Consider the following 25,042-nt stretch of genomic DNA (forward strand, 5'->3'; position numbering starts at 1 on the left):
CTGGGAATTGGCCGTCGCCATGCCGGCGCCCGCCTTTGCTCACGCCGGCTGCCCGGCCCGCTCCAGGGCGCCGGTGACGATGCCGGTGACGGCCTCGGCGATGGCGTCGGGCCGGTCGAGCTGCACCAGGTGCAGGGAGTCCGGCAGGTCCAGCTGCCGCCCGTGGGGGCTCATCGCGGCCAGTTCCCGGTGGCCGGCGCTCCAGCTCGCCGCCTTCTGCGGGTCGGTGATGTCGGCCAGCGCGGTCAGCACCACCAGCGGGATCGGCGGGAACGGCAGCCGTTTGCGCAGCGCCAGCACGTCGGCGGCCATCTCGCGGTAGGCGGCGTTCTCGGCCAGCAGGGTGCCCAGCACCGTGCCGCGCCCGTACACCGCGCGCACCGTCCCGTCCGGCACCGGGGGTTTGCGGCGGCTGGTGAACCGCAGCAGCGAGCGGCGGACGTGCGGGGCGGCCAGCCAGGGGATGCCGGTGAGCCCGAAGGCCCGCCCGGCCAGGTAGAGGGCCGGCTGCACCGCCGCGGCGATCCGCACGTCCGACCAGGTGGAGTCCTCGTAGCTGGGGTCGGCCAGCACCAGCCCGCGCACCAGCTCGGGGTGGATGCGCGCCAGCGCCTCGGCCTGGAACCCGGCCATGGAGTGGGCCACCACCGTCACCGGCGGCCCGGCCCAGTCGGCCAGCGCCGCCAGCAGCCGGACCTCGCGGCGCAGGCTGGGACGGCTGAGGGCGGGCGGGCTCAGCCCCGTTCCGGGGCGGTCGAAGCACACCACCCGGTAGCCGGCCAGTTCCTCGATCACCGGCTGCCAGTCGAACCAGGCGCCGCCCAGCCCGGAGGTCAGCAGCACCACGGGGGCGCCGGGCGGGCCGGACTGCACCAGGTGGAGCCGCTCGCCGGACAGATCGACGAACGTCCCGCCCTCCAGCGCGTCCCGGTCCATCGGCCCCCCACTCGGCGATGGTGCGGATCTTTCCGGTGCTCAGGATAGGAAGGCCGGCTCGCGCTCCGGTGGGGTTTCGGCGGCGTGACCACAGAGCGTCACGAACAGCTTGTTAACCGGTTTATACCTATAAGTACCGGTATGTTCAGGAAGTTCAGTATCTTTGCGTGAAGGGGAGGGTATCTATACCCCGATAACGGGGGAGCAAATTCCCGTGCTCTCTCCCCCACGATCACAAGGAGTACAGCCACGTGACCTTGGTCAATGACGCGGCGCCACCTGCTGTGCGATCCACCGGCCGCAAGTTCCGCGCCTACACCGCCAAGCACCTGGACGAGCTCACCGCGCGTGCCGGGCTGTCGGCGGACCAGCGCCTGGCGATCCGGGCGGTCGCCACAGTGCTGCCGTTCCGGACCAACAGCTACGTGGTCGAAGAGCTCATCGACTGGTCCGCCGCTCCCGACGATCCGATCTACCGCCTGGTCTTCCCGCAGGAGGACATGCTCCCGGCCGACGATGTCGCGCACATCGCCGGCCTGCTGCGCCGCCAGGCCCCGCGCCAGGAGATCGAGGCCGCCGCGCACCGGGTGCGGATGCGGCTGAACCCGCACCCGGCCGGTCAGCTGGAGCTCAACGTCCCTAGCTTCGGAGACGGCGTGGTACCGGGGATGCAGCACAAGTACGACGAGACCGTGCTCTACTTCCCCAAACAGGGCCAGACCTGCCACGCCTACTGCACCTACTGTTTCCGCTGGGCCCAGTTCGTCGGGGAGCCGGACCTGAAGCTGGCCGGCGACGACGCCCTGCAGCTGCGCGACTACCTGGTCGCCCACCCCCGCGTGACCAACGTGCTGTTCACCGGCGGGGACGCGATGATCATGGGCGAGCCGGTGCTGCGCCGCTACGTGGAGCCGCTGCTGGAACTGGAGCAGATCGAGTCCATCCGGATCGGCACCAAGTCGCTGGCCTACTGGCCGCAGAAGTTCGTCACCGACCCCGACGCCGACGCCATGCTGCGCCTGTTCGAGCAGGTCGTCAACGCCGGCAAGAGCCTGGCGTTCATGGCGCACTTCTCCCACCCGCGCGAGCTGGAGCCGGCGATGGTGCGCGAGGCGGTGCGCCGCATCCGCGGCACCGGCGCGGTGATCCGCACCCAGGCCCCGCTGATCCGCTCCATCAACGACGACCCCAAGGTCTGGGAGACCATGTGGCGCACCCAGACCCGGATGGGCATGGTGCCCTACTACATGTTCGTCGAGCGCGACACCGGCCCCCGCGACTACTTCGCGGTGCCGCTGGGGCGGGCCTATGAGATCTTCCGCGACGCCTACCGGCACGTCTCCGGCCTGGCGCGCACCGTGCGCGGGCCGTCGATGTCGGCCACCCCCGGCAAGGTCTGCGTGGACGGCGTGCTGGAGCTCGCCGGGGAGAAGGTCTTCGCGCTGCACTTCATCCAGTGCCGCGACTCCGACCTGGTGGGCCGGCCGTTCTTCGCCAAGTACGACCCGGCGGCGGTGTGGCTGGACGACCTCAAGCCCGCCTTCGCCGACCGCTTCCCCTTCGAGGACATGGCCGTGCCCGACCGCCGCTGAAAACGGCTCGGCCCCGCCGCGCTCGGCGCGGCGGGGCCGCACGGGCGCGCCTCTTTACGGCGCGCCCTGGGAGCCTTCCAGACCGCTCAGGACGACTCGTAGATCGGCACGATGGACGCCCGCGCCAGGGTGTGCGCGGTGATGTTGAAGCCCACCGCCCCCGGCATCATGTCCGAGTCGATGCCCAGCGACTCCACGTCCAGGGCGTGCACGGTGAACACGTACCGGTGCGGGGTGCCGGGCGGCGGGGCCGCGCCGCCGTAGGCCTTGATCCCGTAGTCGTTGCGGGACTGGACGCCGAACTTGGAGTCGGCGGCCCCCGCGCCCGAAGGCAGCTCGGTCACGTTCGCCGGGATGTCGAACATCAGCCAGTGCCAGAACCCGCTGCCGGTCGGGGCGTCGGGGTCATAGCAGGTCACCGCGAAGCTCTTGGTCTCCTCCGGGAAGCCCTCCCAGCGCAGGTGCGGGGAGACGTTGCCCCCGGAGAAACCCCAGTCGTTGAAGACGTGCTTGTCGTCCAGCCGCTCGCCGTCGGCGATGTCGTCGCTGGTCACGGTGAACGACGGCACCTGTGGCAAGTACTCGTGCGGAAGCGGCGGCTTCCCGGGCATACGGACCTCCTGTAGCTGGGCGCGTCGGTACTCGGGCCTCCTCCGGCACAGGGCCTTGCACGCCGGGGTGCGGGCGGTGCCCGATCCTGTGCCGCATCAGGTCACAGCATCGTCCCCGACCGCGACCCGCCCGTCCCGGCGCGCGGGGACGGCGTGTCGGAAAAGGCCCACTGCTTATTTACCAATCGCCTCGTTGTAGGCGGCGATGACTTCCTTGGGGTCGCCGTCCATGCGGATCTTGCCCTCGTCCAGCCAGATCACCCGGTTGCAGGTCTCCTCGACCTGGTCGAGGTTGTGGGCGACCAGGAACACCGCGCCGGCGTCCCGCCGCAGCTCGTTGATCTTGGCCTTGCTGCGCTTGCGGAACTTGGCGTCCCCGGTGGCCAGCGCCTCGTCGATGAGGAGCACATCGTGGGTGCGGGCGGCGGCGATGGCAAAGCGCAGCCGGGCGCCCATGCCCGAGGAGTAGGCCGACATCGGGTAGTGGATGAAGCCGGGCTTGAGATCGGCGAACTTGACGATCTCGTCGTACTTGGCCCGCGTCTCCTCCGGGCTCAGCCCCATCGCCAGGCAGCCCAGGATGATGTTGCGCTCGCCCGACAGGTCCCGCATCAGGGCGGCGTTGACGCCCAGCAGGGACGGCCGGCCCTGAGTGTAGACGGCGCCGCGGGCCGGGGGCAGCAGCCCGGCGATCGCCTTCAGCAGGGTGGACTTGCCCGAGCCGTTGGTGCCGATCACGCCGATCGCATCGCCCCGGTAGGCCACGAAGGACACCCCGCGGACGGCGTGGACCTCCTTCATCTGCGGGCGGTTCTGACGCCGCAGAATCCGCATCAGCGCGGTCGCGGCGGTGCCCTTGCCGCCTCCACCGCCGTAGACCCGGTAGATGACGTGCAGGTTGTCCACCACCACGATCGGCTCGCGGGTGTAGTCGATGACCACCGGGGGTGGGGATTCGGTCACCCGAGTCATCTCCTTGACCTTAGCCACGGCCGTACCTCGCCTCCGCGCGGTAGAAGTACCAAAAGCCCCCGATGAAGGCGACCAGCGCCCACGCCAGTGCGTACCACCACAGATGGGCGTATCCCCAGCCGTAGGCGGCCAGGTCCCCCCGGTAGCTGTCGATCAGGGCGATGCGCACCAGCTCGATGTACACCGACGCCGGGTTGGCCTGCAGCAGGTCGCCCACCCACGGGTAGTCCCGCAGGGTGTCGCGCTCGGCCAGGCTCGCCGTCATGAAGAAGATGCCCGAGAAGTACAGCCACGCCCGCGTGATGAACGGCAGCAGCTGCTGAATGTCGCGGACGAAGGCGCCCACCCGCGCGATCGCCAGGCTGATCCCCATGTTGAAGATCAGCTGCAGCGCCAGCGCCGGCACCAGCAGCAGCCAGCGCCAGGTGATCGGCTCGCCGGTGGCCAGCACGATCACCGCCAGCACGGCCATGGAGATCAGCAGCTGCTGCAGCTCCACCAGCACGTGCGCGAACGGCAGCGAGGCGCGCGGGAAGTGCAGCGCGCGGATCAGCGACAGGTTGTTGCCGATCGACCGGGCCCCGGCGGTCAGCGACCGCTGGGTGAAGGTGAAGACGAACACCCCGGTGATCAGGAAGGCCGTGTAGTTGGTGACGCCCTTGTTGACGCCCAGCAGCAGGCCGAAGACCAGGTAGTAGACGGCCGCGTTCAGCAGCGGCGTCAGCACCTGCCACACCTGTCCCAGCCGGGACGAGGTGTACATCGACATGCTCTTGGCGGAGGCGAAGGTCCAGATGAACGTGCGCCGCTGCCACAACTCCCGCACGTAGGTGCGCAGCGGGGGGCGCGCCGCGCTCTGCGTCAGTCCGTGGCGGGCGGCGAATTCGGCCAGGGACTCGGCGCTCTTTCCAGCCAAGGCAGGGGGCTCCGCGATCGTGTCTACCGACTCGCCACCCGGGGGACCGACCCGATCCGGGTGACTCATGGGCCGAAGCCTATTGCAGACGCCGAGGAGGAGTGGACTTTCACCCCCAGGTGACCACTGATTCGTGATCTCTGACGATTCCGCCCCGCTCGTGCCGGTTCCGCGGGGATGCCGCTCCTTTGGGCGTCCGCCCCGGTGACCGCGCCCGGGCCGCCGGCCGGCCGCCTTCATGTGCGTCCGGGACGTTTGCCCACCGGCAGGTGGGTAGGGGTGTTTTGCAATCCAGTCGGTGTTCCGGTGAGGGAGGCTCCATGGCGATAGGCGTCGAACCCGCGGCGCTCAGCGAAGCCGATCTGATGCGCGAGCTGGGCAGGCTCTACATCACGCGGATGGACACGCTGCGGCACGGCTCCGACCACGCGCTGGCCGAGCACACCCGGCGCACGGCCGAGCTGGAGGCCGAGTACATCCGCCGCCACCCCGGCCGCGAGATCCATCCCGAGCGGCTGCGTTCCGGCGCGCGGGCCAGGACCCTGTCCTCATGACGCGGCCCGGCCGGGCTCTTTCGACTTCCACGCCCAGGTCCCGCCCCGTCCCCCGCAGGGCCGGACCGTCAACCGAGGGGGACACGGCTCATGCCCCGTGACAGCGCCAAGCATGGCCCGCATGCAGACGAGGAACTCAAGCACGAGACCGAGGGAATGGTCCGCGGCGGCGGCTCCACTCACGCCGAGGAGTGGAAGCAGCCCGAACCGGCCGACACGCCCCGCGGGTCGGCCCAGATGCCGCCCGAGCGCCGCGGCGGCGCTCCTGACATGACCGCCCGCGAGGTGGAGTGGCGCTCGGAGATCGCCCAGGTGCTGGCGCCTCTGGAGTACCCCACCGACCGGGGCCGGATCCTGACGTTCCTGGAGCGCAACCACGCCCCCGACAACATGATCGTCGCGATGACCGGCCTGCCCAAGGACCGCCAGTTCCACAACGTCGGCGAGATCGCCCGAGCCATCGGCATCCACACCGAACAGCGCCGCATCTGAGCCCGCGAAGGGCCGGGCACGGCCGGATCAGGGCGCAGTGGCGGCGTCCGCGCCTGCGGCGGGGCGGGAAGTGAGTACCCTCGTCTGCGTGAGTCGTGAAGGTGTGACGCCGCAGAGCGAGGATTTCTCCGCCTGGTACAACGAGGTCGTCGTCAAGGCGCAGCTCGTGGACCGCGGACCGGTGCGCGGGACGATGGTCATCCGCCCCTACGGGTACCGGATCTGGGAGCTGCTCCAGGCCGACCTGGACCGGCGGATCAAGGAGGCCGGGCACGACAACGCCTGCTTCCCGATGTTCATCCCCGAGTCGTACCTGCGGCGCGAGGCCGAGCACGTCGAGGGCTTCTCTCCCGAGCTGGCCGTGGTCACCGTCGCCGGCGGCAAGGAGCTGGAGGAGCCGCTGGTGGTGCGGCCCACCTCCGAGACGGTCATCGGCGAGTACATGGCCAAGTGGATCGACTCCCACCGCGACCTGCCGCTGCTGCTCAACCAGTGGGCCAACGTGGTGCGCTGGGAGCTGCGGCCGCGGATGTTCCTGCGCACCACCGAGTTCCTGTGGCAGGAGGGCCACACCGCCCACATCGACGAGGCCGACGCCATGCGCGAGACCGAGTGGGCGCTGGACACCTACGCCGCGGTGGCGCGGGAGCTGGCGGCCATGCCGGTGGTGGCGGGGGAGAAGACCCCCGGCGAGCGCTTCGCCGGCGCCGTGCGCACCTTCACGATCGAGGCCATGATGCGCGACGGCCGCGCCCTGCAGGCCGGCACGTCCCACTACCTGGGCACCAACTTCGCCAAGGCGTTCGAGATCCAGTACCAGGACGAGGAGGGGCGGCTCCAGCTCGCCCACACCACGTCCTGGGGCATGAGCACCCGCATGATCGGCGGGGTGATCATGACCCACGGCGACGACAAGGGCCTGGTGCTGCCGCCGCGGCTGGCGCCCTACCAGGTGGTGATCGTGCCGATCGGCCGCAAGGAGCAGGGCGAGGCCACCGCCGCCGAGGCCCGCCGGCTGGGCGCGGCGATCAAGTCGATGGGCATCCGGGTGCACGTGGACGACAACCGCCCGCAGCTGTCGCCCGGCTTCAAGTTCAACGACTGGGAGATGCGCGGGGTGCCGATCCGCATCGAGATCGGGCCGCGCGACCTGGCCGACGGGGTGGGCACGCTGGCCCGCCGCCTGCCCACCGCCGAGGGGCAGGGCAAGGAGACCATCCCGCTGGCGCGGCTGCCGGAAGAGCTGCCGCAGATCCTGGCCGACTTCCAGGCGTTCCTGCTGGCCCGCGCCGAGGCGTTCCGCAACGAGCACACCCGGGCGGTGGACAGCTGGGACGACTTCGGCGCCCAGGTCTCCGGCGGCTGGGCGCTGGCCTTCCACTGCGGGCGCACCGAGTGCGAGGACGACATCAAGGCCGACACCGCCGCCACGCCCCGCTGCATCCCCGCCGACGGCCCGGCCGAGCAGGGCGACTGCGTCAAGTGCGGCCGTCCCTCCCCCTACGGCAAGCGCCTGATCTTCGGCAAGGCGTACTGACGAAGACGCACGCACGGCCGGGGCCGCCCGCGGCGGTCCCGGCCGTCAGTTGAGGGCCTGCGGCAGGACGCGCAGCGCCAGGATCGACACATCGTCGCCCAGGTCGCCGTCGCAGAAGTCCATCAGGGCGCGTTCCACGGCCAGCAGCATCTCGCGGACCGGCTGGCCGGCGGCGGCGGCCAGGGTTTCGATCAGCCGCTCGTGGCCGAAGCGCTCGCGCTTCATGTCGCAGGCGTCCACCACGCCGTCCGAGTACAGGAACACCGTGTCGCCGGCGGCCAGCTCGATGGACTCGATGGCCGGTTCGAAGTCCTCGAACAACCCCATCGGGACCCCGCCGCCGCTGGTGGTGCGGATCATGCCGTCCTGGCGGACCACGATCGCCGGAGGGTGGCCGGCGGTGCTCAAGGTCAGGCGGATGCCGCTGTCGAGCACCTCCAGCCCGGCCAGCACCGCGGTGACGAAGCGGTCCTCGTTCAGCAGCGCCGCGTTGACCATGCTCAGCACCTCGGCCGGCTCGGTCTTCCACCGCGACAGCAGCCGCACCCCGTGCCGGGCGGCGGCGGTGACCGCGGCGGCCTCCTCGCCCTTGCCGCACACGTCCCCGAGGACGAAGCCCCAGCCGGTGGCGGTCTCGAACACGTCGTAGAAGTCGCCGCCGATCTCCCCGCCGCGGGTGGCGGTCAGGTAGCGGGCGTCCACCTCCACGCCGGGGATGGCCGGCAGCGCCTTGGGCAGCAGGCTGTTCTGCAGCGACGCGGCGACCTGCGAGCGGTGCCGGTACAGCCGGGCGGCCCGCACCACCAGCCCCAGGTAGCGGCCCAGCCGCTGCAGGACCCCCAGGTCCATCAGGTCGAACGGGCCGTGCTCGCCGCTGCCGGTGACGGTGATGGCGCCCAGGCAGCGCTGCCCGTCCTCGATCGGCACGCACACCACGGTGGCCGCGCTGATCGCCCCGCACACCGGGCTGCCGTCGGGCAGCTCGCCCAGCATCGACAGCTCGGCGACGTGCGGGTGCAGGGCGCCCTGGCGGCCGGTGAACACCGAGTGCGGCAGGGTGCCGGGCAGCGGGTCCAGCTCCTCCAGCGCGTGGGTCAGCTCGGCGGCCCGTTCCCCGCCCGGTCCCACCACCACCTGGCGGCGCAGCTCGGGGGCCTCGGGGGCGTGCCCGGAGGCGGTGTCGGGGGCCACGTCGATGAGCACCCAGTCGGCCAGTTCGGCGGCCAGCAGCCGGGCGCAGCGGCGGATCGCCACCTGCTCGTTGAACAGCGGCTCGCTCAGCAGCATCTCGCTGGCGGTGGCCAGCACGTCCATGCGGTGCACCACGGTGGCGACGGCCTCGTCCTCGGCCCGCTGCGGCGGCGGCCGGTCGGGGACGGGCGCCTGGCCGGGGACGGGACCGGCCGCGGCCACCACCATCGGTTCGGGCTCTCCCCGGATCCACACCCTGGCCAGCGTCACCACGGCCTCGACGGGCTTGCCGCGGCTCAGGAAGCGGACGTGGGCCTGGCGGCGGCGGCCGGTGCGCACCACCGCGGCCAGCTGGGAGCGCAGCGCCGCCCGGCCGGGCAGGTCGCAAAAGACGCTGAAGGGCTTGCCGGAGACATAGCCGGGGGAGGTGCCCAGCAGTGTGGCGGCCTGCCGGTTGACCCGCCGCACGCTGCCGTCGCGGTCCAGCAGGAACAAGGGCACCGGGGCGTCCTGGAAGACGGTGCGCAGCACCCGCCGCTCGGACTCGGCGGCGCTGATGCGGCCGTCGCCGGCGGACTGGCCGGTGCCCAGCGTGCGCAGCGCGGCCAGGGCCAGTTCCAGCTCCACCAGGGCGGCCTCCAGCGTGGCCCGCAGGTCCGGGTCGGGCATGGCCGCGGCCTGCCGCAGCTCCCCGATCCGCTCCTCCAGGTCGCTGATCTCACGCATGAGGACGCCCGGTTCGAGCTGTTCCGGCATGCATCGCTCCCTACGCCGCTCACCTGTTCGGCGCCGCGTACCCCGAGTCCCGTTGTACGGGCTGATGAGCGCAGCTTATTCCGGGGGGTGGGGTGCTGCGCGGCGATGAACGTCGGCGCCTTTTGCCCGAAAGCCCTTCAGCCGCCTTGCCCGTCGTCGCGGCCGGGTGGCGGGACTTCGGAAAGTCCCTGGCCGGAGACGATGCGCTGGGCGATGGCGGTCAGCTTGACGTGGCGGGTCTGTGAGATGCGGCGCAATTCGGCGAAGGCCCGCTCGGCGTCGCAGCCCAGCGCGTGCATCAAGATGCCCTTGGCCTGGTCGACCACCGCCCGCGCCTCCACCGCCTGCTGGAGCTGGACGGCGGTGCGGTGCACGTCGCCGAACTGGCGGGTGTTGGAGACCGCAGCGCCGCCTTGGGCCAGCAGCAGCGAGGCCAGGGCCTGCCGGCTGGGGTCGAGCGCCCCCGGCACCACCCCGTAGACGGTCAAGGTGACCAGCACCTGCTCGTACTCCAGCACGGTGGTGATGAAGCAGCGCACCCCCCGCCGCAGCATGGCGGCCACGTGGCCGGGCCAGCGGGTCTCGGCGAGGGTGTCGTCGCAGCCGACCGGGCGGCGGTCGCGCACCGCGTCAAAGAGCGGCCCTTCGCGGCGGGCCAGTTGCAGGTCCACCAGTTCCGCCAGGTCGGGATGGCTGCTGGCGGCCACCAGCGGCTCGGGCGACTCGTCCAGCGCCCAGCGCAGGCTGGTGGCGCCCGCGCAGCCGGCCACCGCCCGGGAGGCCAGCTGGGTGACCCGGTGCAAGGTCGCCACATCGGACGATTCGCGGACCATGCCGAGCCGGGCGATCTCGATCGCCAGTTCGTCGGTGATGACGGTGTCCGAAGTGGACATGTGACCCACGTTATCGTTTTGTGACCCGCCGTCCCAGTCCGGACGGGGCCGGGCGGCCCGCGGGCCTCAGAAGCGGAAGATCGCGCCGGTGCGGGCGGCCATCACGCACGGGTTGGGGAACGTGCGGACGAACGTGACCGGGCGTCCCCGCCACATCCCGGTGGCCCGGGCCGTCACCGGCCGGTACTCGGTGGTGCAGATCGCCTCCTCCCGCTCCCGGACGATCCGGCCGCCCGAGCGGTCCAGGTCGGCGCACGCCTGCGCGGCACGCGGATGGCTGCCGCCGGGCGGGTCGCACGACAGCGTGACGGAGCGGGGAGTGGCGGCGGCGGCCTCCGGGTGGCTGACGGTCAGCCGGAGCGCCGTCCCGGCCGCGGCCGGGCGGCCGTGTTGCGCCGGATCGGCCTCCGGCGCGCTCCCCGCGGGCGGCAGCACGGCCAGCGCCGCGCCGGTGACGACAGTGGCGATCAGGTGGGACATCGACGCTCCCCGAGGGTGGACGAACAATGGTCGTCACCCAATGTATCGAGAGCGTCACCTTAGGTCGTTGGGGGTCGGTGGTGCGCCGGCTCAGGCGGCCAGCGCGGGACGGCGGTAGTCGGCCAGGGATTCGCGCAGCTGCTTGCGGCCGCGGTGCAGCCGCGACATCACGGTGCCGAGCGGAGTGCCCATCATCTCGGCGATCTCCTTGTAGGAGTAGCCCTCCACATCGGCCAGGTACACGGCGTCCCGGAACTCCCGCGGCAGCTCCCGCAGCGCGGCCACCACGGCGGAGTCGGGCATGCGGTCCAGCGCCTCGGCCTCGGCCGAGCGGAACCCGGGCGAGTGGGAGGCGCTGCGGGCCAGCTGCCACTCTTCGATCTCGTCCTGGCCGGCGCGCTGCGGCTCCCGCTGCTTCTTGCGGTAGGAGTTGATGAAGTTGTTGGTGAGGATGCGATGCAGCCAGGCCTTGAGGTTCGTGCCTTCCTTGAACTGGTGGAAGTTCACGTACGCCTTGGCCAGGGTCTCCTGCACCAGGTCCTCGGCGTCCGCGGTGTTGCGGGTCATGCGCACGGCGCTGGCATAGAGCGGGTCGGTGTACGGAAGCACGTCGCGCTCATAACGCGCAAGGCGATCCTCGCGCGGCTCGGCGACTGCGGCCATCATCGCTCCTGTATCGCTGATCACTGGGCGGTCCCCTTCCGCCCCCTTGCTTGGATGTGGTCCTGGGAACCCGGGCGGGGTTCCGCCCCGGGCGCCTGCCGGGGAAGTGGTGAGCTCCCTGACGTACGTCGCCTTCGTCGTGATGTACGTCCTGCCCAGCCCACGGGTTCGAAACCGGCTTTCGAGCACGCGGGATGGAGCCGGCGCGGGAGGGTCGTCGGCCTCACCGGGGCGGGAGGCCGGATGAGCGCCGCGCGGCGGCCGATGAAGGGCGGTCCCGCGGGCCGGGAGCCGCGAGCCGCTTGCGGTCGGGACGCGGTCGCTCGTGTCTTTCAGTTCTGCCTAATAGGACGCCGCAGACGGGTAAAAGGGTTCCATCAGCGGACAAGAGAATCCCGTGCCGTGCATCACACCAGGTAAAACCCCCCCTCGGCGACGGGGGTCCCGCCGGACCGGCAGGCCGGAGACCACCGGCATGCCGGCGGTCTTAGAAGGGCTCATGCGGCCCGGCCGCCCCGCTCACGGCCGACTTCGTGACCCGCTTCGACCGGCTGACTTGCCACAGACGATCGATCGGCCCGACGATCGACACCATGGACGGCCCCCCGCGCCCCAAGCGTCCCGAACCGACCTCCGAGACGACCGCTCAGGGAACCCCGCGGGCGTCCGCCGCGCCGGACGCCTCCGCCCCTCCCGAGGCGGCACAGGACTGGGCACCGGTGACCGGCGACTCCCCGCCTTCACCGCCGCCGGAGCGCCCCGCCGAGCCCGGCCCCCTGGACGATCGGGACTTGTCGCAGCTCCACGCCTCCTCGCCGTTGCAGGACTGGCTGGAATCGTCCCCCGAGCCCGCTGCGACCTCCCCGGAGGAGGCCCCAAGGCGCCACTCCCACACGCCGCCGCATGGGTCGGAGACCGGCTCCTCGGGCGAGGCCTCCGGCCCGGCATCGCCTGGGAACCTGTCCGCCGGGCTCTCCAGGGGGACCTCGGAGCCGGGTTCGCCGGTGCCTTCGCGGGGCCTGTCCGCCGAGCCCGTTGAGACGAGCCCGGAACCTCGTTCGGATGCGCCGCCGCATGGGTCGGAGGCCGGGCCTTCGGACGAGGTCTCCGATCCGGCATCGCCCGGGGGCCCGTCCACCGAGCCCGCCGGGACGGCGCCGGAAGCCGAGCCGTCAGAACCCGGCCCGTATGCGCCGTTGCGCGGGCTGTCGGCCGAGCCCACCGCGCAGACGCCGAAGCAGGTGACCCCGGCGGAGGCGGAGAGCGGGCTTGACCCGCTGCTGCCGGGCGAGTTCATCCGGTCGTTCGCCGCCACCGTCACCTGGAAGGCCATGCTGGTCGTCGCCGACGGGGCCTTCCCCGGGCTGGGCGTGGCCGCGGCGCTGATCGGCCGGATCGGGGAGCTGCTCGGCGCGGTCTTCCTGCCCTCCGGCGGCGACGGCGGGGCGCCCTTCCCGGTCTGGACCGGCGAGCAGGGCCTGGTGCTCGATCTGAGCACGCGCTCCGCCGGTGCCGGGCGCCTCCTCGGCGATCCCGCATACGGCGCCGCGGACCGCCGTGAACCCGGATGGACGGCGCTGGGCGTGGAAGCGGGCCGGGCGGCCCCCTCGGGGTTCCGGCAGCGTCACCACGGCGTGCTGGTGATCGACACGCTCAACCCGCAGTCGCTGTACCGGCCGTTCGGCGGGCCGGCGCAACCCGATCGCGACCCCGCCGACCGCACCGATGCCGCGGTGGCGGCGCCGGACGGCGGGCCCGATGCCGGAGTGGTGATCGTCGCCGATGTGAGCCGGACGGGCCGGCGGGTGGTCACCGCCGGTTCGCTGTGGCGGCACGCCTGCCGGACCGTGACGTGGGCGCTGTATGACCCGGCCCGGCCGGAGTCGTGGCCGCAGACCCGGGCGGAGCTGCGCGCCCTGCGCCATGTCGGCTACATCGACCCGGCGCTGGGGCTCGCGCTGGTGCTGTATGTGGACGCGGCCCGGCGGCCTTGGTGCCCGCTGGGCTTCCTGGTGGAGGAGGACGCGACCACGGGACGGGCGTCGATCCGCATGCTGTGGCCGTGACCGCCGCAGGCCCGGCCGAGAGGCGGGGGGCCTAGTCGAGGGCGGGGAACAGTTCCGGCTCCCAGCGCACCGTCGTGGCGCTCCCCTCCAGGCGGGCCGCCAGCTCCGCCGGGTCGGCCCTGTCGGGCTCCTCCTCCAGCAGCCCGCAGATCAGCGCGTCGTGGACGCGCACGGCGGTGAACGCCCCGATCTGCGCCGCCCCGGTGCCCTGCAGCCGGGACAGCTCGGTCAGCAGCGCGTGCAGCGGAGCGCTCGTCTCATCACCCGGCAGCGCCCGGGCCTGCGCCGCCAGGCGCGCGGCCACCTCCCCGGCCGGCTCCCGCCCCGTCAGCAGATAGCCGGTCCGCCATGGGCTCGTCCCGGTGGACTCCTTGGCGCGCACCCGCAGCCCGATCTCGCGCACGCAGCGCTCATAGGCGGTGGTGAGCACCGGCTCCAGCGCCTCTTCCGCGGCCGACAGCCGGCCCCGCACCAGGCCGCCCTCCCGCTCCAGGCGCTCGATCATCTCCCGGTACAGGGTGGCGACCGCCTGCTCCAGCTCATCCAGTGCGTCCGCCCGGGCGGCCTCGGCGGAGCGGGCCGCGGCCACCTGCTGTTCCAGGGCGGCCAGGCGGGCCGTGACCTCTCCCAGCTCGCGCTCCAGCCGCCGGATGAGGGCGGTGGAGACGGCCGCCGCGGCGCTCGCCGCGGCCGGGGCCGGCGGCGCCTGCCGGGTCAGCGGCCCGGGCTCGGGCGCCTGCTCCGCCTCGTCGGCGGGTGCGGCGGGCTCGGCAGATTCGGCGGGCTCGTCCTCCTGCGCCGTCTCCGGCGGCGCCTGCTCCAGCAGTCGGGTCAGCTCCTCCACCCGTCCGCGCAGCTCCCGGATCTCCGCCTGGGCTTGCGGAAGCCTGCGGTCGAAGGCCAGATACAGTTCCCGCCCGGCGACGGCCAGGCAGAGCAGGATCACGATCCAGGTGGTCATACCGCTCCTCGGGACAGCGCTGCGACACGACCCTAACCATCCACTACCGGCCCGCCGCCCCGATCGGTGGTCGGCCCGGTATGTTCCGCGTGTCGCGGGCCGGAGGCGCCCATGCGGCGGCCGGGCCCGCACGCCCCCGGGTGGAGGCGCACGGGCCCGGCCCGCTTCAGCCCTCCACGACGGTGGGGGCGTGCCCGCGGTCCTCCAGCGGACCGCGGATCTTGCCGGCGTCGCCGACGATCACCACCGTCAGCGCGTCCTGGTCGATGTGCTCCCCATAGGCGCGGGTGACCCCATCGGCCGTCACCGCGCGCAGATCCTCCAGGTAGCGGCGCGGGTAGTCGGCGCCCAGCCCGGCGGACGCGGCGTCGGCCAGCTCGGAGGCCACCGCACGGGCGGTCTCATAGTCGGAAGGGGCCGAGTCGGCCAGCGCGCTCACCGCCGTCCGGCACTCGCCCTCGCCCACGCCCTCCAGGACGCTGCGCAGCGCGCCCAGCATGTCGGTCAGCGCGTCGGCGGTGACCTCGGTGTGCACCGCGCCCTGGGCGACGAAGATCCCGCAGTGCCGCAGCCGCACCAGCCCGGCGCGCATGCCGTAGGTGTAGCCCTTCTCCTCGCGCAGCAGCGCGTTCAGCCGGGAGGTCAGCCCGCCGCCCAGCACATGGCAGGCCACCGTCAGCGCCGGCCAGTCGGCGTGGTCGCGGCCGGGCACGCCGTGACCGACGCACAGGTAGCTTTGCACCGAGCCCGGCCGGTCGACGATCACCAGGCGCGGCCCGGGCGTGGGCAGCGCGGTGTCGGGGGGCGGCAGGGGAGCGGCGGTGGCCCGCCAGCCCTCCAGCGCCGCGGCCAGCGCGCCCTCGGCGTCCACCCCGGTCAGGTCGCCGGTGATCACGGCGGTGCCCTCGGACGGGTCGATGGCCGAGTAGTAGGCCCGCACCTGCTCACCGGTCAGCCGCTCGACCGACTCCTTGGAGCCGTCGGTGTGCTTGGCCGGGCGGCTGCCCGCCGGGAACAGCTGGGCGCGCAGCTCGCGGATGGCCCGGGAGGCCGGGGCGGCGTCCTCCTGGGCGATCTCCTCCAGCCGCTCGCGCACCAGGCGCCGGGTATCGGCGTCGTCCAGCGCCGGGCCGCGCAGCACCTCGCCCAGCAGTTCCAGCGCCTTCTCCAGCCGGGTCACCGGCGCGTCCAGCAGCACCCGCAGCGCCGCCAGGTCGGTGTAGGCGTGCAGGCTGGCGCCGAGCCGTTCGAACGCCGCGGCCAGCTTGGTGCCGCCGCCGGGCTCGGTGCCCTCCAGCAGCACCCGGGCGGTCAGCGCGGCGACCCCGTCCTGCCCGGTGCTCTCCCGGCCGGCCCCGGCGTCCAGCACCAGCCGGACCGCCGCCAGGCGCCGTCCCGGCAGGTCGCAGCGCAGCGTGGCCGGGCCGCCGGGGATGCGCCCGGCCACGCCGGTGGGGAAGGCCCAGGCCGGCATCGGGCCGGGGACGGGGCGCGCCGGAAAGTCCGGGATCAGCGTGGTCACTTGCTGCCTCCGTAGCTGAGAGCGGTGCGGGCGCCGGGGGCCAGCCAGCGCGCCGCCGCGTCCTTGATCTGCTCGGCGGTGACCGCGGCGGCCCGCTCGGCGGCGGTGAACGTGCGCGCCGGGTCGTTGAACTGGGTGGCGTTGGCCGACAGCGCGTCGGCCAGCCCGGCCACCGTCTCGATGCGTTCCAGCAGCCCCCGCTCGGCCTGCGCGGCGGCCCGGGCCGCCTCGTCCTCGGTGGGTCCCTCCTCGGCGAAGCGGGCCAGTTCCTCATCCAGCACATCGGAGATGCGGGCCGGGTCCGGCCCGATCGCCTCCACGATGGCCAGCGACGGGCCGTCCACCAGCCGGGTCACCCCGGTCCACACCTCGGTGGCGATCTGGTCGCGGCGCACCATCCGGTCATACAGCCGCGAGCCGGAGCCGCCGCCGAGGATCTCGGCGGCCATCTCGGCGGCCTCGATCTCCGGGCCGCCGTCGCTGGGCAGCGTCATCATCGCGAAGTAGGCGGCCGAGGGCACCTCCTCGTCCACCTCCTCCAGCCGGATCCCGGTCAGCGGCTCAAGGTCGCCGGGGCGGGGCGGCGGCGCGGCCGGCCCGGGGGGAATGTTGCCGAAGTAGCGCTCGACCATCGCGATCGCCTCTTGCGCGTCCACGTCCCCCACGATGGACAGCACCGCGTTGCCGGGGGCGTACCAGGTGCGGAAGAACTCCACGCAGTCTTCGATGGTGGTGGCGTCCAGGTCCTCCATCGAGCCGATGGGGGTGTGGGCGTAAGGGTGGCCGGGCGGGAACGTCAGCCGGCACAGCCGCTCGAAGGCGGTGCCGTAAGGCTGGTTGTCGTAGCGCTGGCGGCGTTCGTTCTTGACCACATCGCGCTGGTTGTCCAGGTTCTCCTGGGTCAGCGCGGCCGGCAGCGTGCCCATCCGGTCGGCCTCCAGCCACAGCGCCAGCTCCAGGTGGCTCACCGGGACGGTCTCGTAGTAGTTGGTGCGTTCGAACGACGTGCTGGCGTTGAACGTGGCGCCGGCGCTCTCCAGCAGCGCGGCGTGCTCGCCCTCGGCGACGTTGGCCGAGCCCTGGAACATCAGATGCTCGAAAAGGTGCGCAAGCCCGGTGCGGCTCTTGCCGTCCACCCCGTTCTGCTCGTGCCGCGAGCCCACCCTGTACCAGATGTTCACGGCGGCCAGCGGCACGACATGGTCCTCGCAGACCACCACGCGCAGCCCGTTGGCGAGCGTGTGCTCATGCAGCGGCTGTTCGGCCACGAAACGCTCCCGTCCCGTCGATGCCCGCGGCCGGATGCGGCCGGGGCACGGCGTCCCCTTGATCTAGGCTCACGGTACCTGCCCGGACGGGGGTCGCAGGCCGCCGCGGGACATATGAGACGGCACGGGACGGGGCCGATGCCGCATGGCGCGGGACGGAAGGCCGGGAAAGTCAGGAACCGGTGCGGGTGTCGGCCCGCTCGGCGGCCAGCGCCTCCTCCAGGGTGTCGTACAGCGAGAAGATCTTGGTCAGCTGGGTGATGTGGAAGACCCGGCGCACCCTGTCGTTGGCGCCCACGAACGACATCGAGCCGTTGCGGGCCCGCAGCCGGTGGTAGATGCCCACCAGGACGCCCAGGCCGGTGGAGTCCAGGAAGGTGACGTCGCTGAGGTCCACCACGAGGCGCAGCGGTCCCTTGTCGATGACGTCGAGCAACATCTCGCGCAGCCGAGGGCTGCTGAAGACGTCGATCTCCCCGGACACCTTGACGATGTTGACGCCGTTGTCGACGCGTTGCTCAACCGCGAATTCCACGGGCACTCCTGTGTCCTCCATCGATCGGGGCGGCCGGGTCTGCGCCGGTGGCTGCCCGGCGGTGCGGTTGCAGTCCATACCCAGGCGGCCGGGTGTTATCCGGAGATGAACCCGGGCCGCCTTCTCGTTGGTCGCCCGATGAACTTCTTCGGGAGCCGGGAGCGGGCGCTGCGGGAGCGTTCTGGCTGCTTTCCGTCCAGGGCATCACATCGCCCTTGCCGGGGCCACCCGTTCCGGTCTGCGGAAGCGATGCGTTCGGAAAAGGTTCACTCTCCGCCCTGGGCCCGGCCGCGTATCCGAAGGGACGCCAGCAGTTCGGCGGTGGCCGCCGCGATCTGGGCCACCGCGCGGTCGAAGGCCTCGGCGTTGTGGGCGGCCGGCGTGCGGAAGCCGGACACTTTGCGGACGTACTGCAGGGCGGCGGCGCGGATGTCCGCGTCGGTGACCTCGTCCTGGAAGGGCGGTCGGAGCGTCTTGATGCTGCGGCACATGCCTCGATTGTTTCTCCGCCCACCGACAGCGCCGGTGGGCGGCGGTGCCGCCGCCGCTTTCAGGGGTGGCGGAACAGCGCCCAGACGACCTTGCCGTCGGGCAGGCCGCGCCAGCCCCAGGAGTGGGTGAAGGAGTCGACCAGGTGCAGGCCCCGTCCGGTCTCGGCGATGTAGTCGGGCTCCTTGCGCCGCGGGGCCTGCCGGCAGCCGTCGAAGACGCCGCACAGCAGCCACAGGGACTGATCGGAGCGGCGGCGGCGCATCCGGAGCCGGATCGCGCCGCCCCGGCCGGGCGCCTGCCGGTACGGCCGGTCCATCGGCATGAGGTGATCGTGGGAGGGGACGCTGTGCCGCAGGGCGTTGGTGACCAGCTCGGTGACGACCAGCGCGACGTCGTCGGCGATGGCGTCCATGTTCCAGTCGCTGAGCCGCCGGGTGGTGAAGTGCCGCGCCGCGGTGACCGACTCGGGATCGGGCCAGACGGTGAAGCAGGCCGTTCCCGCCGCGTCGTCGATCATCATGCGAAGCCCCTGCTCGACGGCAGGGGCCAGCTCGAGGGACTCGGGCACCGGGGTCGAGGCGGTGCTGTGGACCGCGGTTCCGGTGGGCCCGCATCCGGCCGAAACGACGGAGGCCCACCCCCACCGCGGCTCCTCGCGTGTGTGGTGTGACGTCATCCCCAGACCCCGCAGAGTGATCTCGTGGTGTAGCCCTGGCTCGGAAGCCCCGTGCGTTATCCTGCGCATCGTAGCGTGCGAATGCAAGGCCCAATGCACGTGCATTCACATTGTGCATGCGGGCCGGGGTCAAGATCGGAGGTAGCCCCCAAAAAACGACATGGGAGTGGCGCACTTAGTGCGCTGTCCGCCATCTAGCGGGAGGGTTGCGTGACTCCGCAGACGCCGGCACCTGGGGCGATGCCCGGATCCACGGTGCGTCGCATCCTGCTCGGCTCCCAGCTGCGCCGCCTGCGCGAGAGCAAGGGCGTCAGCCGGCAGGAAGCCGGGTATGTCATCCGTGCGTCGGAGTCCAAGATCAGCCGTCTTGAACTGGGGCGGGTCAGTTTCAAAGAGCGAGACGTGGCCGACCTGCTCACGCTGTACGGGGTCACCGACGAAGCGGAGCGGGAGGCGCTGTTGCAACTGGCGCGGGACGCCAAGGCCCCAGGATGGTGGCACCGTTACAACGACGTGTTGCCCAAGTGGTTCCAGGCCTACGTCGGGCTGGAAGAGGCCGCGGCCATGATCCGCACCTATGAGTGCCAGTTCGTGCCGGGCCTCCTCCAGTGCGAGGAGTACGCGCGGGCGGTGATCCGCCTGGGCAACGCCGGTGCCCCCGAGCAGGAGATCGAAGATCGGGTCACGGTGCGCATGCAGCGCGCCCAGCGGCTGCATGGCCCCAACGCTCCCCGACTGTGGGCGGTGCTCGACGAGGCGGTGCTCAAGCGGGTGATCGGCGGCCCCAGCGTGATGCGGAGCCAGTTCGAGCACCTCATCGCCATGTCGAAGCTGCCCAACGTCACCATCCAGGTGATGCCGTTCCGCTTCGGCGGTCACGCCGCCGAGGGCGGGGCGTTCTCCATCCTGCGGTTTCCCGAGCCAGACCTGCCGGATGTGGTGTACGTCGAGAATCTCGTCGGCGCGCTCTACCTGGACAAACGCGACGATGTCGACACCTATCTGCAGGCGATGGAGCGCCTGTGCGTCGACAGCGAGACCCCGGAGCGCACCATCGAGATGCTCGACGAACTTCTCAGGAAGACTTAGATGCTCAAGACCTACAACGGAATGCCCGCCACCGAGCTCCGCGGGGCCCGGTGGCACAAGTCCCGGCGCAGCAACTCCCAGGGCAACTGCGTTGAGATGGCCGAACTCCCCGGAGGGGCCGTGGCGATGCGCAACAGCCGGTACCCCGAGGGACCGGCGCTCATCTACACCCGGCCGGAGATCAGGGCGCTCATCCTCGGTGCCAAGGAGGGCGACTTCGATCCCCTGATCGCCGCCAACTAGCGCCGGCCTTCGGCAGGCTCCTTCGCACGAAACCCCACGGCCCCGCCGCACCGGTGGCGGGGCTCTTTTGTGCGCCGGCGGGCGGGAGGACGCCGGCCGGGGACGGCCGCGCCCCCGGCCGGCGCGCTCCGGCTCAGTTCCGCCGACGCCCGGCCTTTTCGGTGGCCTCTTCGTCCCGGCCCGGCGGCCCCTCGGTGGCGAGGCCGCGTTCCAGGTGCGCGGCCACCGCCAGGGCCCGCAGCGAGGTGGACCTGATGGGACGCCGTTCGCGACCCGGCTTGGGACGAGGGATGCTGCTGTTGGTCACTTTCGTGCCTCCCTGAGGTCACACGGTCGGTCGGTGGGTGGTCGGAACGTGCAAGATCGCCGCTCTATTCCGTTGTACGAGATCTTCGAACGGTGAATTCCGGCACAGCGGGCATACCTCGCACATGGGGACGGAAACCCGGTCTGACTGGATAATCAATAAAACTTATTCAGCGTCCGAGGAGAGGCTGCCCGGCGGAACCGCTCGGCTCCCGGCCGGGCTCACCCCGCCTGCCGCTCGCCGCGGCCGGTCTCCGCATCCGTTGTTTTCGGGGCGTCGCCGGCCTGCGGAGCCGGCCGATCTGCGGGCTGCTCGTCCGCACCGGCGCCCTCCACCGGAGTCTCCTCCGCCAGAGCGCTGATCGGCACGGTGGCGTCCTCAGGCCCCACGTTCTCCGCCTCATCCGCCGCGGACCGCTGCTCGTCCGCCTTCTCCCCGGCGGGACCGCCCGGCGCGCTGAGAGAATCACCGGCCCGGGGCTCCGCCTGCTCGTCCACCGCCGGACGGGCCGCATCGGTGTCTTCTCCCCGGGCCTGCTCCACAGGATGAGCACCGGCCGCATCGGCCGATTCGTCGCTCACCACCCGGACTCCAGCCGCCGAAACGGTGGTCGAACCCCCGGTCTTGTAGCCGGAATCATCGAAACCAGGGGGGACTTGCTCTTCTCCCGAAGGCCGCTCCCCACCCTCTGCGTCCGTGCGAAGGCCACCCGAACCGGCGATGGACCGCTCACCCGGCGGTGGGGGAGCGGCGGCGGGGTCCTCCTCCACAGCAGCGGGGCGCCCGTCCACCCCGGGCCGGTGACCGGCGCCCTCCTCGGCCGAGGGAGAGAAAACCTCGAGGGGAAGCGTCTCGTCCGCAGGCGTTCCCTCCCCGGCGGACGCGCCTTCTGAGGGAACACCGGCGGGCGAGGCGGGCAACGCACGGGTGGGATCGTCGGGACGGACAGAGGGCTGCTCGTCATCGACGGGGGAGAACCCTTCACCGCCGGGCGCCTCCTGCGAGACGGGCCGTTCAGCCGCCGCGGCATCTGTCCGGGCGGCCTCGTCCGGCTCCTCCAGCGCGCTCAGCGGAAGAGTGGCGTCGGCGGTGACGAGGTCCCGGCAGAGCGCGGGAGCGGCGTCCAGACAGCGCTCGAAGGCGCTGCGCGCAAGATGATCGGCGGCGGCCCGGCGGACGGCGGGATCGAGATCCGGCACGGCCCGGGAACCCTCGTCCGGCAGCGGGGGCCGCCCCGCACCGTCGGCCACCAGGATCCAGCGGCGGGCGCGGACGGCGCCGATGAGCAGGTCGGCGTCCCCGATACGGTCGGCCTCCAAAGCGATCAAGGTGTCGAAGGAGGCGCCCCGGGAGTAGGGGCCCCGGCCGAAGCCCAGCGGCGTGGCGTGCAGCAGGTCGGCCGACTCCAGCACGGCGGCCAGCTCCTCGATGCGGGCCATGGTGCGGGCGCGCTGCTCCTCCAGCGATTCGGGGGAGACCTCCCCAAAGGTGCCGCAGATCTGCCGCACCCGGGCGCGGGAGTGCTCCTCGGCCTCGGTCAGGGCGCGCAGTTCGCTCTCCAGGTCGGCGATCTGCGCCGCGGCGTCGGCGCGGTGGCCTTCCAGCTCCGACTCCAAGGCGGCCAGCCGGGAGCGGGCCTCGGCGGCCTCGGCCGCGGCGCGCTCGGCCGCGGCGGCGGCCTCGTCGCGGGTCTGCCGGGCGGCGGCGGCGCGCTGCTCGGCCTCGGCGGCCAGCCGGCCGGCCTGCCGGGCGGCGGCGGCGGTCTGGGCGGCGTGCTCGACCGCCTCGGCGACCTGGGGCGACAGCCGCTGAATGTCGGCGTGGACGGCATCCCGCTCGGCCACCAGGGCGGCCAGGCGCTCGGTGAGCTGCTCCTGGGTCCGGCCGAGCGCGGCCAGTTCCTGCTCGGCCTCGGCCATGAACCTGGTCAGCCCGCCCCGCAGCGCCTCGGCCCGCCGGTGCGCCTCCACGGCCGAGCGGGCGCGCTCGGCGGCCTCCTGTGCCTCGCGGCGGCGCTGTTTGATCAGCTGCCGGGCCTGCTCGACCTCCGGCGGCAGCGGGACCACGTGCAGCCGCTGCCCCCAGCTCAGCCGGCGGCGCTGGGCGGCGTGGGCGGATTCGGCGGCGGCCAGCCGGTAATAGCTGGCGTGCTGCTCGGCGGTGGCGTTGGCGGCCGCCGCGGCCAGCTGCTCGGTCTCCCGGGTGGCCTCCGGCAGGGCCGCCCGGGCCCGTTCCAGCTCGTCGGTCAGCTGCGCCCGGCGGTCGCGGGCGGCCTCCAGCTCCTGCTCGCAGCGCAGCGCCTGCTCGGCGAGATCCCGGTGCCGGGCCTCCAGGGCGTCGGCCTCCCGGGTGCGGGCGTCGGCCTCCCGGGCCGCGTGGTCGGCGATGTCCTGCAGGTCGCGCCAGGAGGCCCGGGCCCGCTCGGCCTCCGCGGCGAGCCGGTCATGCTCTTGCGCGGCCTCCGCCAGGTGCTCGCGGGCCTGCGCGCTCTCCTGGTCGGCGGTCTCGATCCGCCGCCCGGCGGCCTCGATCTCCTCTGCCAGTCGCTGCTCGGCCGCCGCCAGCTCGGCGCGGCGCCGCTCGTCGTGGGCCCGCAGCTCCTCCAGCGCGGCCCGGTCGCGCGGCCACTGCTCCAGCGTCAGCAGCTCCCGGCGCAGCCGCCGCAGCTCGGTGAGCGCATCGGGCCGCTCCGGATCGCCGGACGGCTCGGCCGCAAGGACGCCGACCTGCGGCATGTCGCGCAGCGCCGCCAGCAGCCCCGCCGCCTGCTCACCGGAGGGCGCCAGCAGCAGCGCGCGCCGCCCGGCCTCGGCCAGTTCCCGGACGATCCCGGCCAGCAGCGCCGTGCGTTCCGGCCCGTCCGCCGCCCGCACCAAACAGGCGGGCGGGCCGGTGAGCGCCGCCTCCGCGATCTCCGCGGCAGAGGCCGGGATCGGCTCGGTGATCTGCTCTTCGGGCTCTGCGGGCGGCGGTTCGGGGGCGGGCGGGACCACCCCCAGCCGGTAGTCCTCATAGAAGAAGGCCCGCGGGTCGTCGGGGAGGACGGGGGCGGCGAGCGTGCCGGTGGGGCCGGAGCGCCGCACCAGCGCGGCCGGGTCGACCAGCAGCTTCGCCAGGTCCTCCCACTCTCCGCACACCTGCCCGTCCAGCAGCGCCCGGACGGCCTCCAGCCGCGGCGCCGCGCTCGTACCGGACGATCCCGGCGCCCGCGGCGTCTCCAGCCGTTCCAGCAGCTCGGCCACCGGGCCGAAGACGGCCTTCACCCGTTCTTGGAGCGAAGACGGCGGCCTGCCGGATGGCCCTTCCGGTTCTGCTGGGTGCTGCGCCGTTTCCATGGTTCCTCTCGAACCCGGATCGCCTGGTGTGATCTCCATTTCCGCCGAGGTCAGCGTCTCACGTTCGGCCGCGAAGGCACCCGAACGGCGGCGCTGCGCACCCTGCGGTGACCGTCCCTGCATTCTGTGGACGCTCCCCGGCCGCCGTGGAGTTCCCCGCGCCGGCCGGCCGGCATGCGGCGCGGGCGGCCCTCACCGCGGCGACCGGCTTTCATGATCACATCGTCTCATTCACACGCCCCTCATGCGCCCCGGAATGACGATGCCCCCGCACCCCCGCGGACACCTGTGACGGCAGGGCCTCCGCCCTGCTTCTCACACCCCGCGTCTCCGGCTCCCGGATGTTGTGACCGGAAGGCGCCGGCGATCTCCGCCCGGGCCGTGGCGCTCGCCGCCACCGCGCTCGCCCTCACGGCGATGCCCGCCTCCTCCGCGCGGGCCGCGGCCTTGGCCGGAGAACTGCGCATCGTCGGCGGCGTGGCGGTCCTGACCGCCGAAAGCGGCGTCGCCGACCATGTGGAGTCGGCATGCCCGCCGAGGACGGGCTCCACTTCCGGCCTCGCCCGTGGCACGTTCACACCACCGGCGAGGGCTGCCGCCGGACCGGCCCCGCGGCCCGGGTCGTCTGCCGCACGGCCGACGGCAGGCCGATCTCCGTCTTCACCGACCTGGGGGACGGCGACGATGTGATCACCTTCCGGACCGGGCTGCCCGGCACGGTGAACGGCGGCCCGGGCGCGGACCGCGTCACCTGCGAGCGCCGCGCCACCCGCCGGCCCCAGGAGACCTCTTTCGTCACCTTTTACGGCGGCCCGGGCCGGGACCGGGTCCGCCACCGGCTCGGCCCGGGCGACTGCCCGGTGGGGCAGGGCACCGGCATCCGCGGCGACGTCGAGGAGGTCCACGGCGCCTGCCCGGACGTCGGCCTCCCGGAGACGTGAGAGCAGAAGACCGC

At 72.7% G+C, this 25,042-nt stretch carries 24 protein-coding genes; 8 read left to right on the forward strand and 16 right to left on the reverse strand.

Features of this window, described 5'->3' with window-relative positions; all coding sequences use genetic code 11:
• Positions 1–39: 39 nt before the first annotated feature.
• Positions 40–936 (reverse strand): alpha/beta fold hydrolase, encoded by an 897-nt coding sequence (locus BUE48_RS04250; RefSeq protein ID WP_012851230.1) that lies wholly within the window; start codon positions 934–936, stop codon positions 40–42.
• 251 nt (positions 937–1,187) lie between these two features.
• Between BUE48_RS04250 and BUE48_RS04255 the strand changes: the two genes are divergently transcribed.
• Positions 1,188–2,528 (forward strand): KamA family radical SAM protein, encoded by a 1,341-nt coding sequence (locus tag BUE48_RS04255; RefSeq protein ID WP_012851231.1) that lies wholly within the window; start codon positions 1,188–1,190, stop codon positions 2,526–2,528.
• 86 nt (positions 2,529–2,614) lie between these two features.
• On the opposite strand, the gene BUE48_RS04260 is transcribed toward BUE48_RS04255, so the two are convergent.
• The 3 genes from BUE48_RS04260 to BUE48_RS04270 all read right to left on the reverse strand — a co-directional run bounded on the left by BUE48_RS04260 (position 2,615) and on the right by BUE48_RS04270 (position 5,096).
• On the reverse strand, positions 2,615–3,139 hold the full coding sequence (locus tag BUE48_RS04260; protein WP_012851232.1) for a YbhB/YbcL family Raf kinase inhibitor-like protein: 525 nt from the start codon (positions 3,137–3,139) through the stop codon (positions 2,615–2,617).
• A 174-nt stretch (positions 3,140–3,313) separates the two neighbouring features.
• Positions 3,314–4,111 (reverse strand): ABC transporter ATP-binding protein, encoded by a 798-nt coding sequence (locus BUE48_RS04265; protein WP_174315322.1) that lies wholly within the window; start codon positions 4,109–4,111, stop codon positions 3,314–3,316.
• Positions 4,112–4,121: 10 nt separating this feature from the next.
• Entirely contained in the window at positions 4,122–5,096 is a 975-nt protein-coding gene (locus tag BUE48_RS04270) for an ABC transporter permease (protein ID WP_012851234.1), read from the reverse strand.
• Positions 5,097–5,347: 251 nt separating this feature from the next.
• Here BUE48_RS04270 and BUE48_RS04275 point away from each other — a divergent pair, with 251 nt between their 5' ends.
• The 3 genes from BUE48_RS04275 to proS all read left to right on the forward strand — a co-directional run bounded on the left by BUE48_RS04275 (position 5,348) and on the right by proS (position 7,610).
• A complete protein-coding gene (locus tag BUE48_RS04275) occupies positions 5,348–5,581 on the forward strand; it encodes a DUF6158 family protein (protein WP_012851235.1) in 234 nt (77 codons plus the stop codon).
• A gap of 90 nt (positions 5,582–5,671) precedes the next feature.
• Positions 5,672–6,073, forward strand: a complete 402-nt coding sequence (locus BUE48_RS04280; protein WP_286988935.1) for a DUF2795 domain-containing protein — start codon at positions 5,672–5,674, stop codon at positions 6,071–6,073.
• An 88-nt stretch (positions 6,074–6,161) separates the two neighbouring features.
• Positions 6,162–7,610: a proline--tRNA ligase gene (gene proS, locus BUE48_RS04285; protein ID WP_286988937.1), complete on the forward strand. Its 1,449-nt coding sequence runs from the start codon at positions 6,162–6,164 to the stop codon at positions 7,608–7,610.
• 45 nt (positions 7,611–7,655) lie between these two features.
• Here proS and BUE48_RS04290 read toward each other — a convergent pair whose 3' ends face one another.
• The 4 genes from BUE48_RS04290 to BUE48_RS04305 form a co-directional block, all read right to left on the reverse strand.
• The gene (locus tag BUE48_RS04290) at positions 7,656–9,557 is read right to left on the reverse strand and encodes a SpoIIE family protein phosphatase (protein WP_012851238.1); all 1,902 of its coding nucleotides are present in this window, start codon (positions 9,555–9,557) and stop codon (positions 7,656–7,658) included.
• Between the two features lie 137 nt (positions 9,558–9,694).
• Positions 9,695–10,450, reverse strand: coding sequence for an ANTAR domain-containing response regulator (locus BUE48_RS04295; RefSeq protein ID WP_012851239.1), 756 nt, complete (start codon positions 10,448–10,450; stop codon positions 9,695–9,697).
• Positions 10,451–10,516: 66 nt separating this feature from the next.
• Positions 10,517–10,930 (reverse strand): subtilase-type protease inhibitor, encoded by a 414-nt coding sequence (locus BUE48_RS04300; protein ID WP_012851240.1) that lies wholly within the window; start codon positions 10,928–10,930, stop codon positions 10,517–10,519.
• 90 nt (positions 10,931–11,020) lie between these two features.
• Positions 11,021–11,593: a sigma-70 family RNA polymerase sigma factor gene (locus BUE48_RS04305; RefSeq protein ID WP_041439309.1), complete on the reverse strand. Its 573-nt coding sequence runs from the start codon at positions 11,591–11,593 to the stop codon at positions 11,021–11,023.
• A gap of 1,196 nt (positions 11,594–12,789) precedes the next feature.
• Here BUE48_RS04305 and BUE48_RS04310 point away from each other — a divergent pair.
• Positions 12,790–13,659, forward strand: coding sequence for a hypothetical protein (locus BUE48_RS04310; RefSeq protein WP_041439310.1), 870 nt, complete (start codon positions 12,790–12,792; stop codon positions 13,657–13,659).
• Between the two features lie 31 nt (positions 13,660–13,690).
• Here the strand turns inward: BUE48_RS04310 and BUE48_RS04315 are convergent, their stop codons facing one another.
• The 6 genes from BUE48_RS04315 to BUE48_RS04340 form a co-directional block, all read right to left on the reverse strand.
• Positions 13,691–14,620, reverse strand: coding sequence for a hypothetical protein (locus BUE48_RS04315; protein WP_286988942.1), 930 nt, complete (start codon positions 14,618–14,620; stop codon positions 13,691–13,693).
• Between the two features lie 166 nt (positions 14,621–14,786).
• Complete coding sequence (locus tag BUE48_RS04320) at positions 14,787–16,142, reverse strand: M16 family metallopeptidase (protein WP_012851244.1); 1,356 nt, start codon at positions 16,140–16,142, stop codon at positions 14,787–14,789.
• Entirely contained in the window at positions 16,139–17,410 is a 1,272-nt protein-coding gene (locus BUE48_RS04325; RefSeq protein WP_012851245.1) for a M16 family metallopeptidase, read from the reverse strand. The genes BUE48_RS04320 and BUE48_RS04325 overlap by 4 nt, the downstream gene beginning before the upstream one ends.
• Positions 17,411–17,582: 172 nt before the next feature.
• The gene (locus BUE48_RS04330; RefSeq protein WP_012851246.1) at positions 17,583–17,945 is read right to left on the reverse strand and encodes an STAS domain-containing protein; all 363 of its coding nucleotides are present in this window, start codon (positions 17,943–17,945) and stop codon (positions 17,583–17,585) included.
• A 266-nt stretch (positions 17,946–18,211) separates the two neighbouring features.
• The gene (locus tag BUE48_RS04335; protein ID WP_012851247.1) at positions 18,212–18,436 is read right to left on the reverse strand and encodes a DUF2277 domain-containing protein; all 225 of its coding nucleotides are present in this window, start codon (positions 18,434–18,436) and stop codon (positions 18,212–18,214) included.
• Between the two features lie 59 nt (positions 18,437–18,495).
• Positions 18,496–19,005 (reverse strand): ATP-binding protein, encoded by a 510-nt coding sequence (locus BUE48_RS04340; protein WP_245536972.1) that lies wholly within the window; start codon positions 19,003–19,005, stop codon positions 18,496–18,498.
• Between the two features lie 348 nt (positions 19,006–19,353).
• On the opposite strand from BUE48_RS04340, the gene BUE48_RS04345 reads away from it, so the two are divergent.
• Positions 19,354–20,202 (forward strand): Sco1979 family transcriptional regulator, encoded by an 849-nt coding sequence (locus tag BUE48_RS04345; RefSeq protein ID WP_083789771.1) that lies wholly within the window; start codon positions 19,354–19,356, stop codon positions 20,200–20,202.
• Positions 20,203–20,445, forward strand: a complete 243-nt coding sequence (locus BUE48_RS04350) for a DUF397 domain-containing protein (RefSeq protein WP_012851250.1) — start codon at positions 20,203–20,205, stop codon at positions 20,443–20,445. It begins immediately after the preceding gene.
• 133 nt (positions 20,446–20,578) lie between these two features.
• On the opposite strand, the gene BUE48_RS04355 is transcribed toward BUE48_RS04350, so the two are convergent.
• Entirely contained in the window at positions 20,579–20,752 is a 174-nt protein-coding gene (locus tag BUE48_RS04355; RefSeq protein WP_012851251.1) for a hypothetical protein, read from the reverse strand.
• Positions 20,753–20,973: 221 nt separating this feature from the next.
• On the reverse strand, positions 20,974–24,015 hold the full coding sequence (locus tag BUE48_RS04360) for a hypothetical protein (RefSeq protein WP_041439311.1): 3,042 nt from the start codon (positions 24,013–24,015) through the stop codon (positions 20,974–20,976).
• Between the two features lie 599 nt (positions 24,016–24,614).
• Here BUE48_RS04360 and BUE48_RS04365 point away from each other — a divergent pair.
• Positions 24,615–25,028 (forward strand): hypothetical protein, encoded by a 414-nt coding sequence (locus BUE48_RS04365; RefSeq protein WP_286988946.1) that lies wholly within the window; start codon positions 24,615–24,617, stop codon positions 25,026–25,028.
• Positions 25,029–25,042: the final 14 nt, after the last annotated feature.

Origin of the sequence: Thermomonospora sp. CIF 1 (assembly GCF_001896795.1) — a bacterium.
GTDB lineage: Bacteria > Actinomycetota > Actinomycetes > Streptosporangiales > Streptosporangiaceae > Thermomonospora > Thermomonospora curvata.

What these genes read in the sequence shown, in the direction of transcription:
- BUE48_RS04250 (WP_012851230.1), bottom strand. Translation starts at nt 936, where the DNA reads ATGGACCGGGACGCGCTGGAGGGCGGGACGTTCGTCGATCTGTCCGGC.
- BUE48_RS04260 (WP_012851232.1), bottom strand. Translation starts at nt 3,139, where the DNA reads ATGCCCGGGAAGCCGCCGCTTCCGCACGAGTACTTGCCACAGGTGCCG.
- BUE48_RS04265 (WP_174315322.1), bottom strand. Translation starts at nt 4,111, where the DNA reads ATGACTCGGGTGACCGAATCCCCACCCCCGGTGGTCATCGACTACACC.
- BUE48_RS04270 (WP_012851234.1), bottom strand. Translation starts at nt 5,096, where the DNA reads ATGAGTCACCCGGATCGGGTCGGTCCCCCGGGTGGCGAGTCGGTAGAC.
- BUE48_RS04275 (WP_012851235.1), top strand. Translation starts at nt 5,348, where the DNA reads ATGGCGATAGGCGTCGAACCCGCGGCGCTCAGCGAAGCCGATCTGATG.
- BUE48_RS04280 (WP_286988935.1), top strand. Translation starts at nt 5,672, where the DNA reads ATGCCCCGTGACAGCGCCAAGCATGGCCCGCATGCAGACGAGGAACTC.
- BUE48_RS04290 (WP_012851238.1), bottom strand. Translation starts at nt 9,557, where the DNA reads ATGCCGGAACAGCTCGAACCGGGCGTCCTCATGCGTGAGATCAGCGAC.
- BUE48_RS04295 (WP_012851239.1), bottom strand. Translation starts at nt 10,450, where the DNA reads ATGTCCACTTCGGACACCGTCATCACCGACGAACTGGCGATCGAGATC.
- BUE48_RS04300 (WP_012851240.1), bottom strand. Translation starts at nt 10,930, where the DNA reads ATGTCCCACCTGATCGCCACTGTCGTCACCGGCGCGGCGCTGGCCGTG.
- BUE48_RS04305 (WP_041439309.1), bottom strand. Translation starts at nt 11,593, where the DNA reads ATGGCCGCAGTCGCCGAGCCGCGCGAGGATCGCCTTGCGCGTTATGAG.
- BUE48_RS04315 (WP_286988942.1), bottom strand. Translation starts at nt 14,620, where the DNA reads ATGACCACCTGGATCGTGATCCTGCTCTGCCTGGCCGTCGCCGGGCGG.
- BUE48_RS04335 (WP_012851247.1), bottom strand. Translation starts at nt 18,436, where the DNA reads ATGTGCCGCAGCATCAAGACGCTCCGACCGCCCTTCCAGGACGAGGTC.
- BUE48_RS04345 (WP_083789771.1), top strand. Translation starts at nt 19,354, where the DNA reads ATGCCCGGATCCACGGTGCGTCGCATCCTGCTCGGCTCCCAGCTGCGC.
- BUE48_RS04350 (WP_012851250.1), top strand. Translation starts at nt 20,203, where the DNA reads ATGCTCAAGACCTACAACGGAATGCCCGCCACCGAGCTCCGCGGGGCC.
- BUE48_RS04365 (WP_286988946.1), top strand. Translation starts at nt 24,615, where the DNA reads ATGCCCGCCGAGGACGGGCTCCACTTCCGGCCTCGCCCGTGGCACGTT.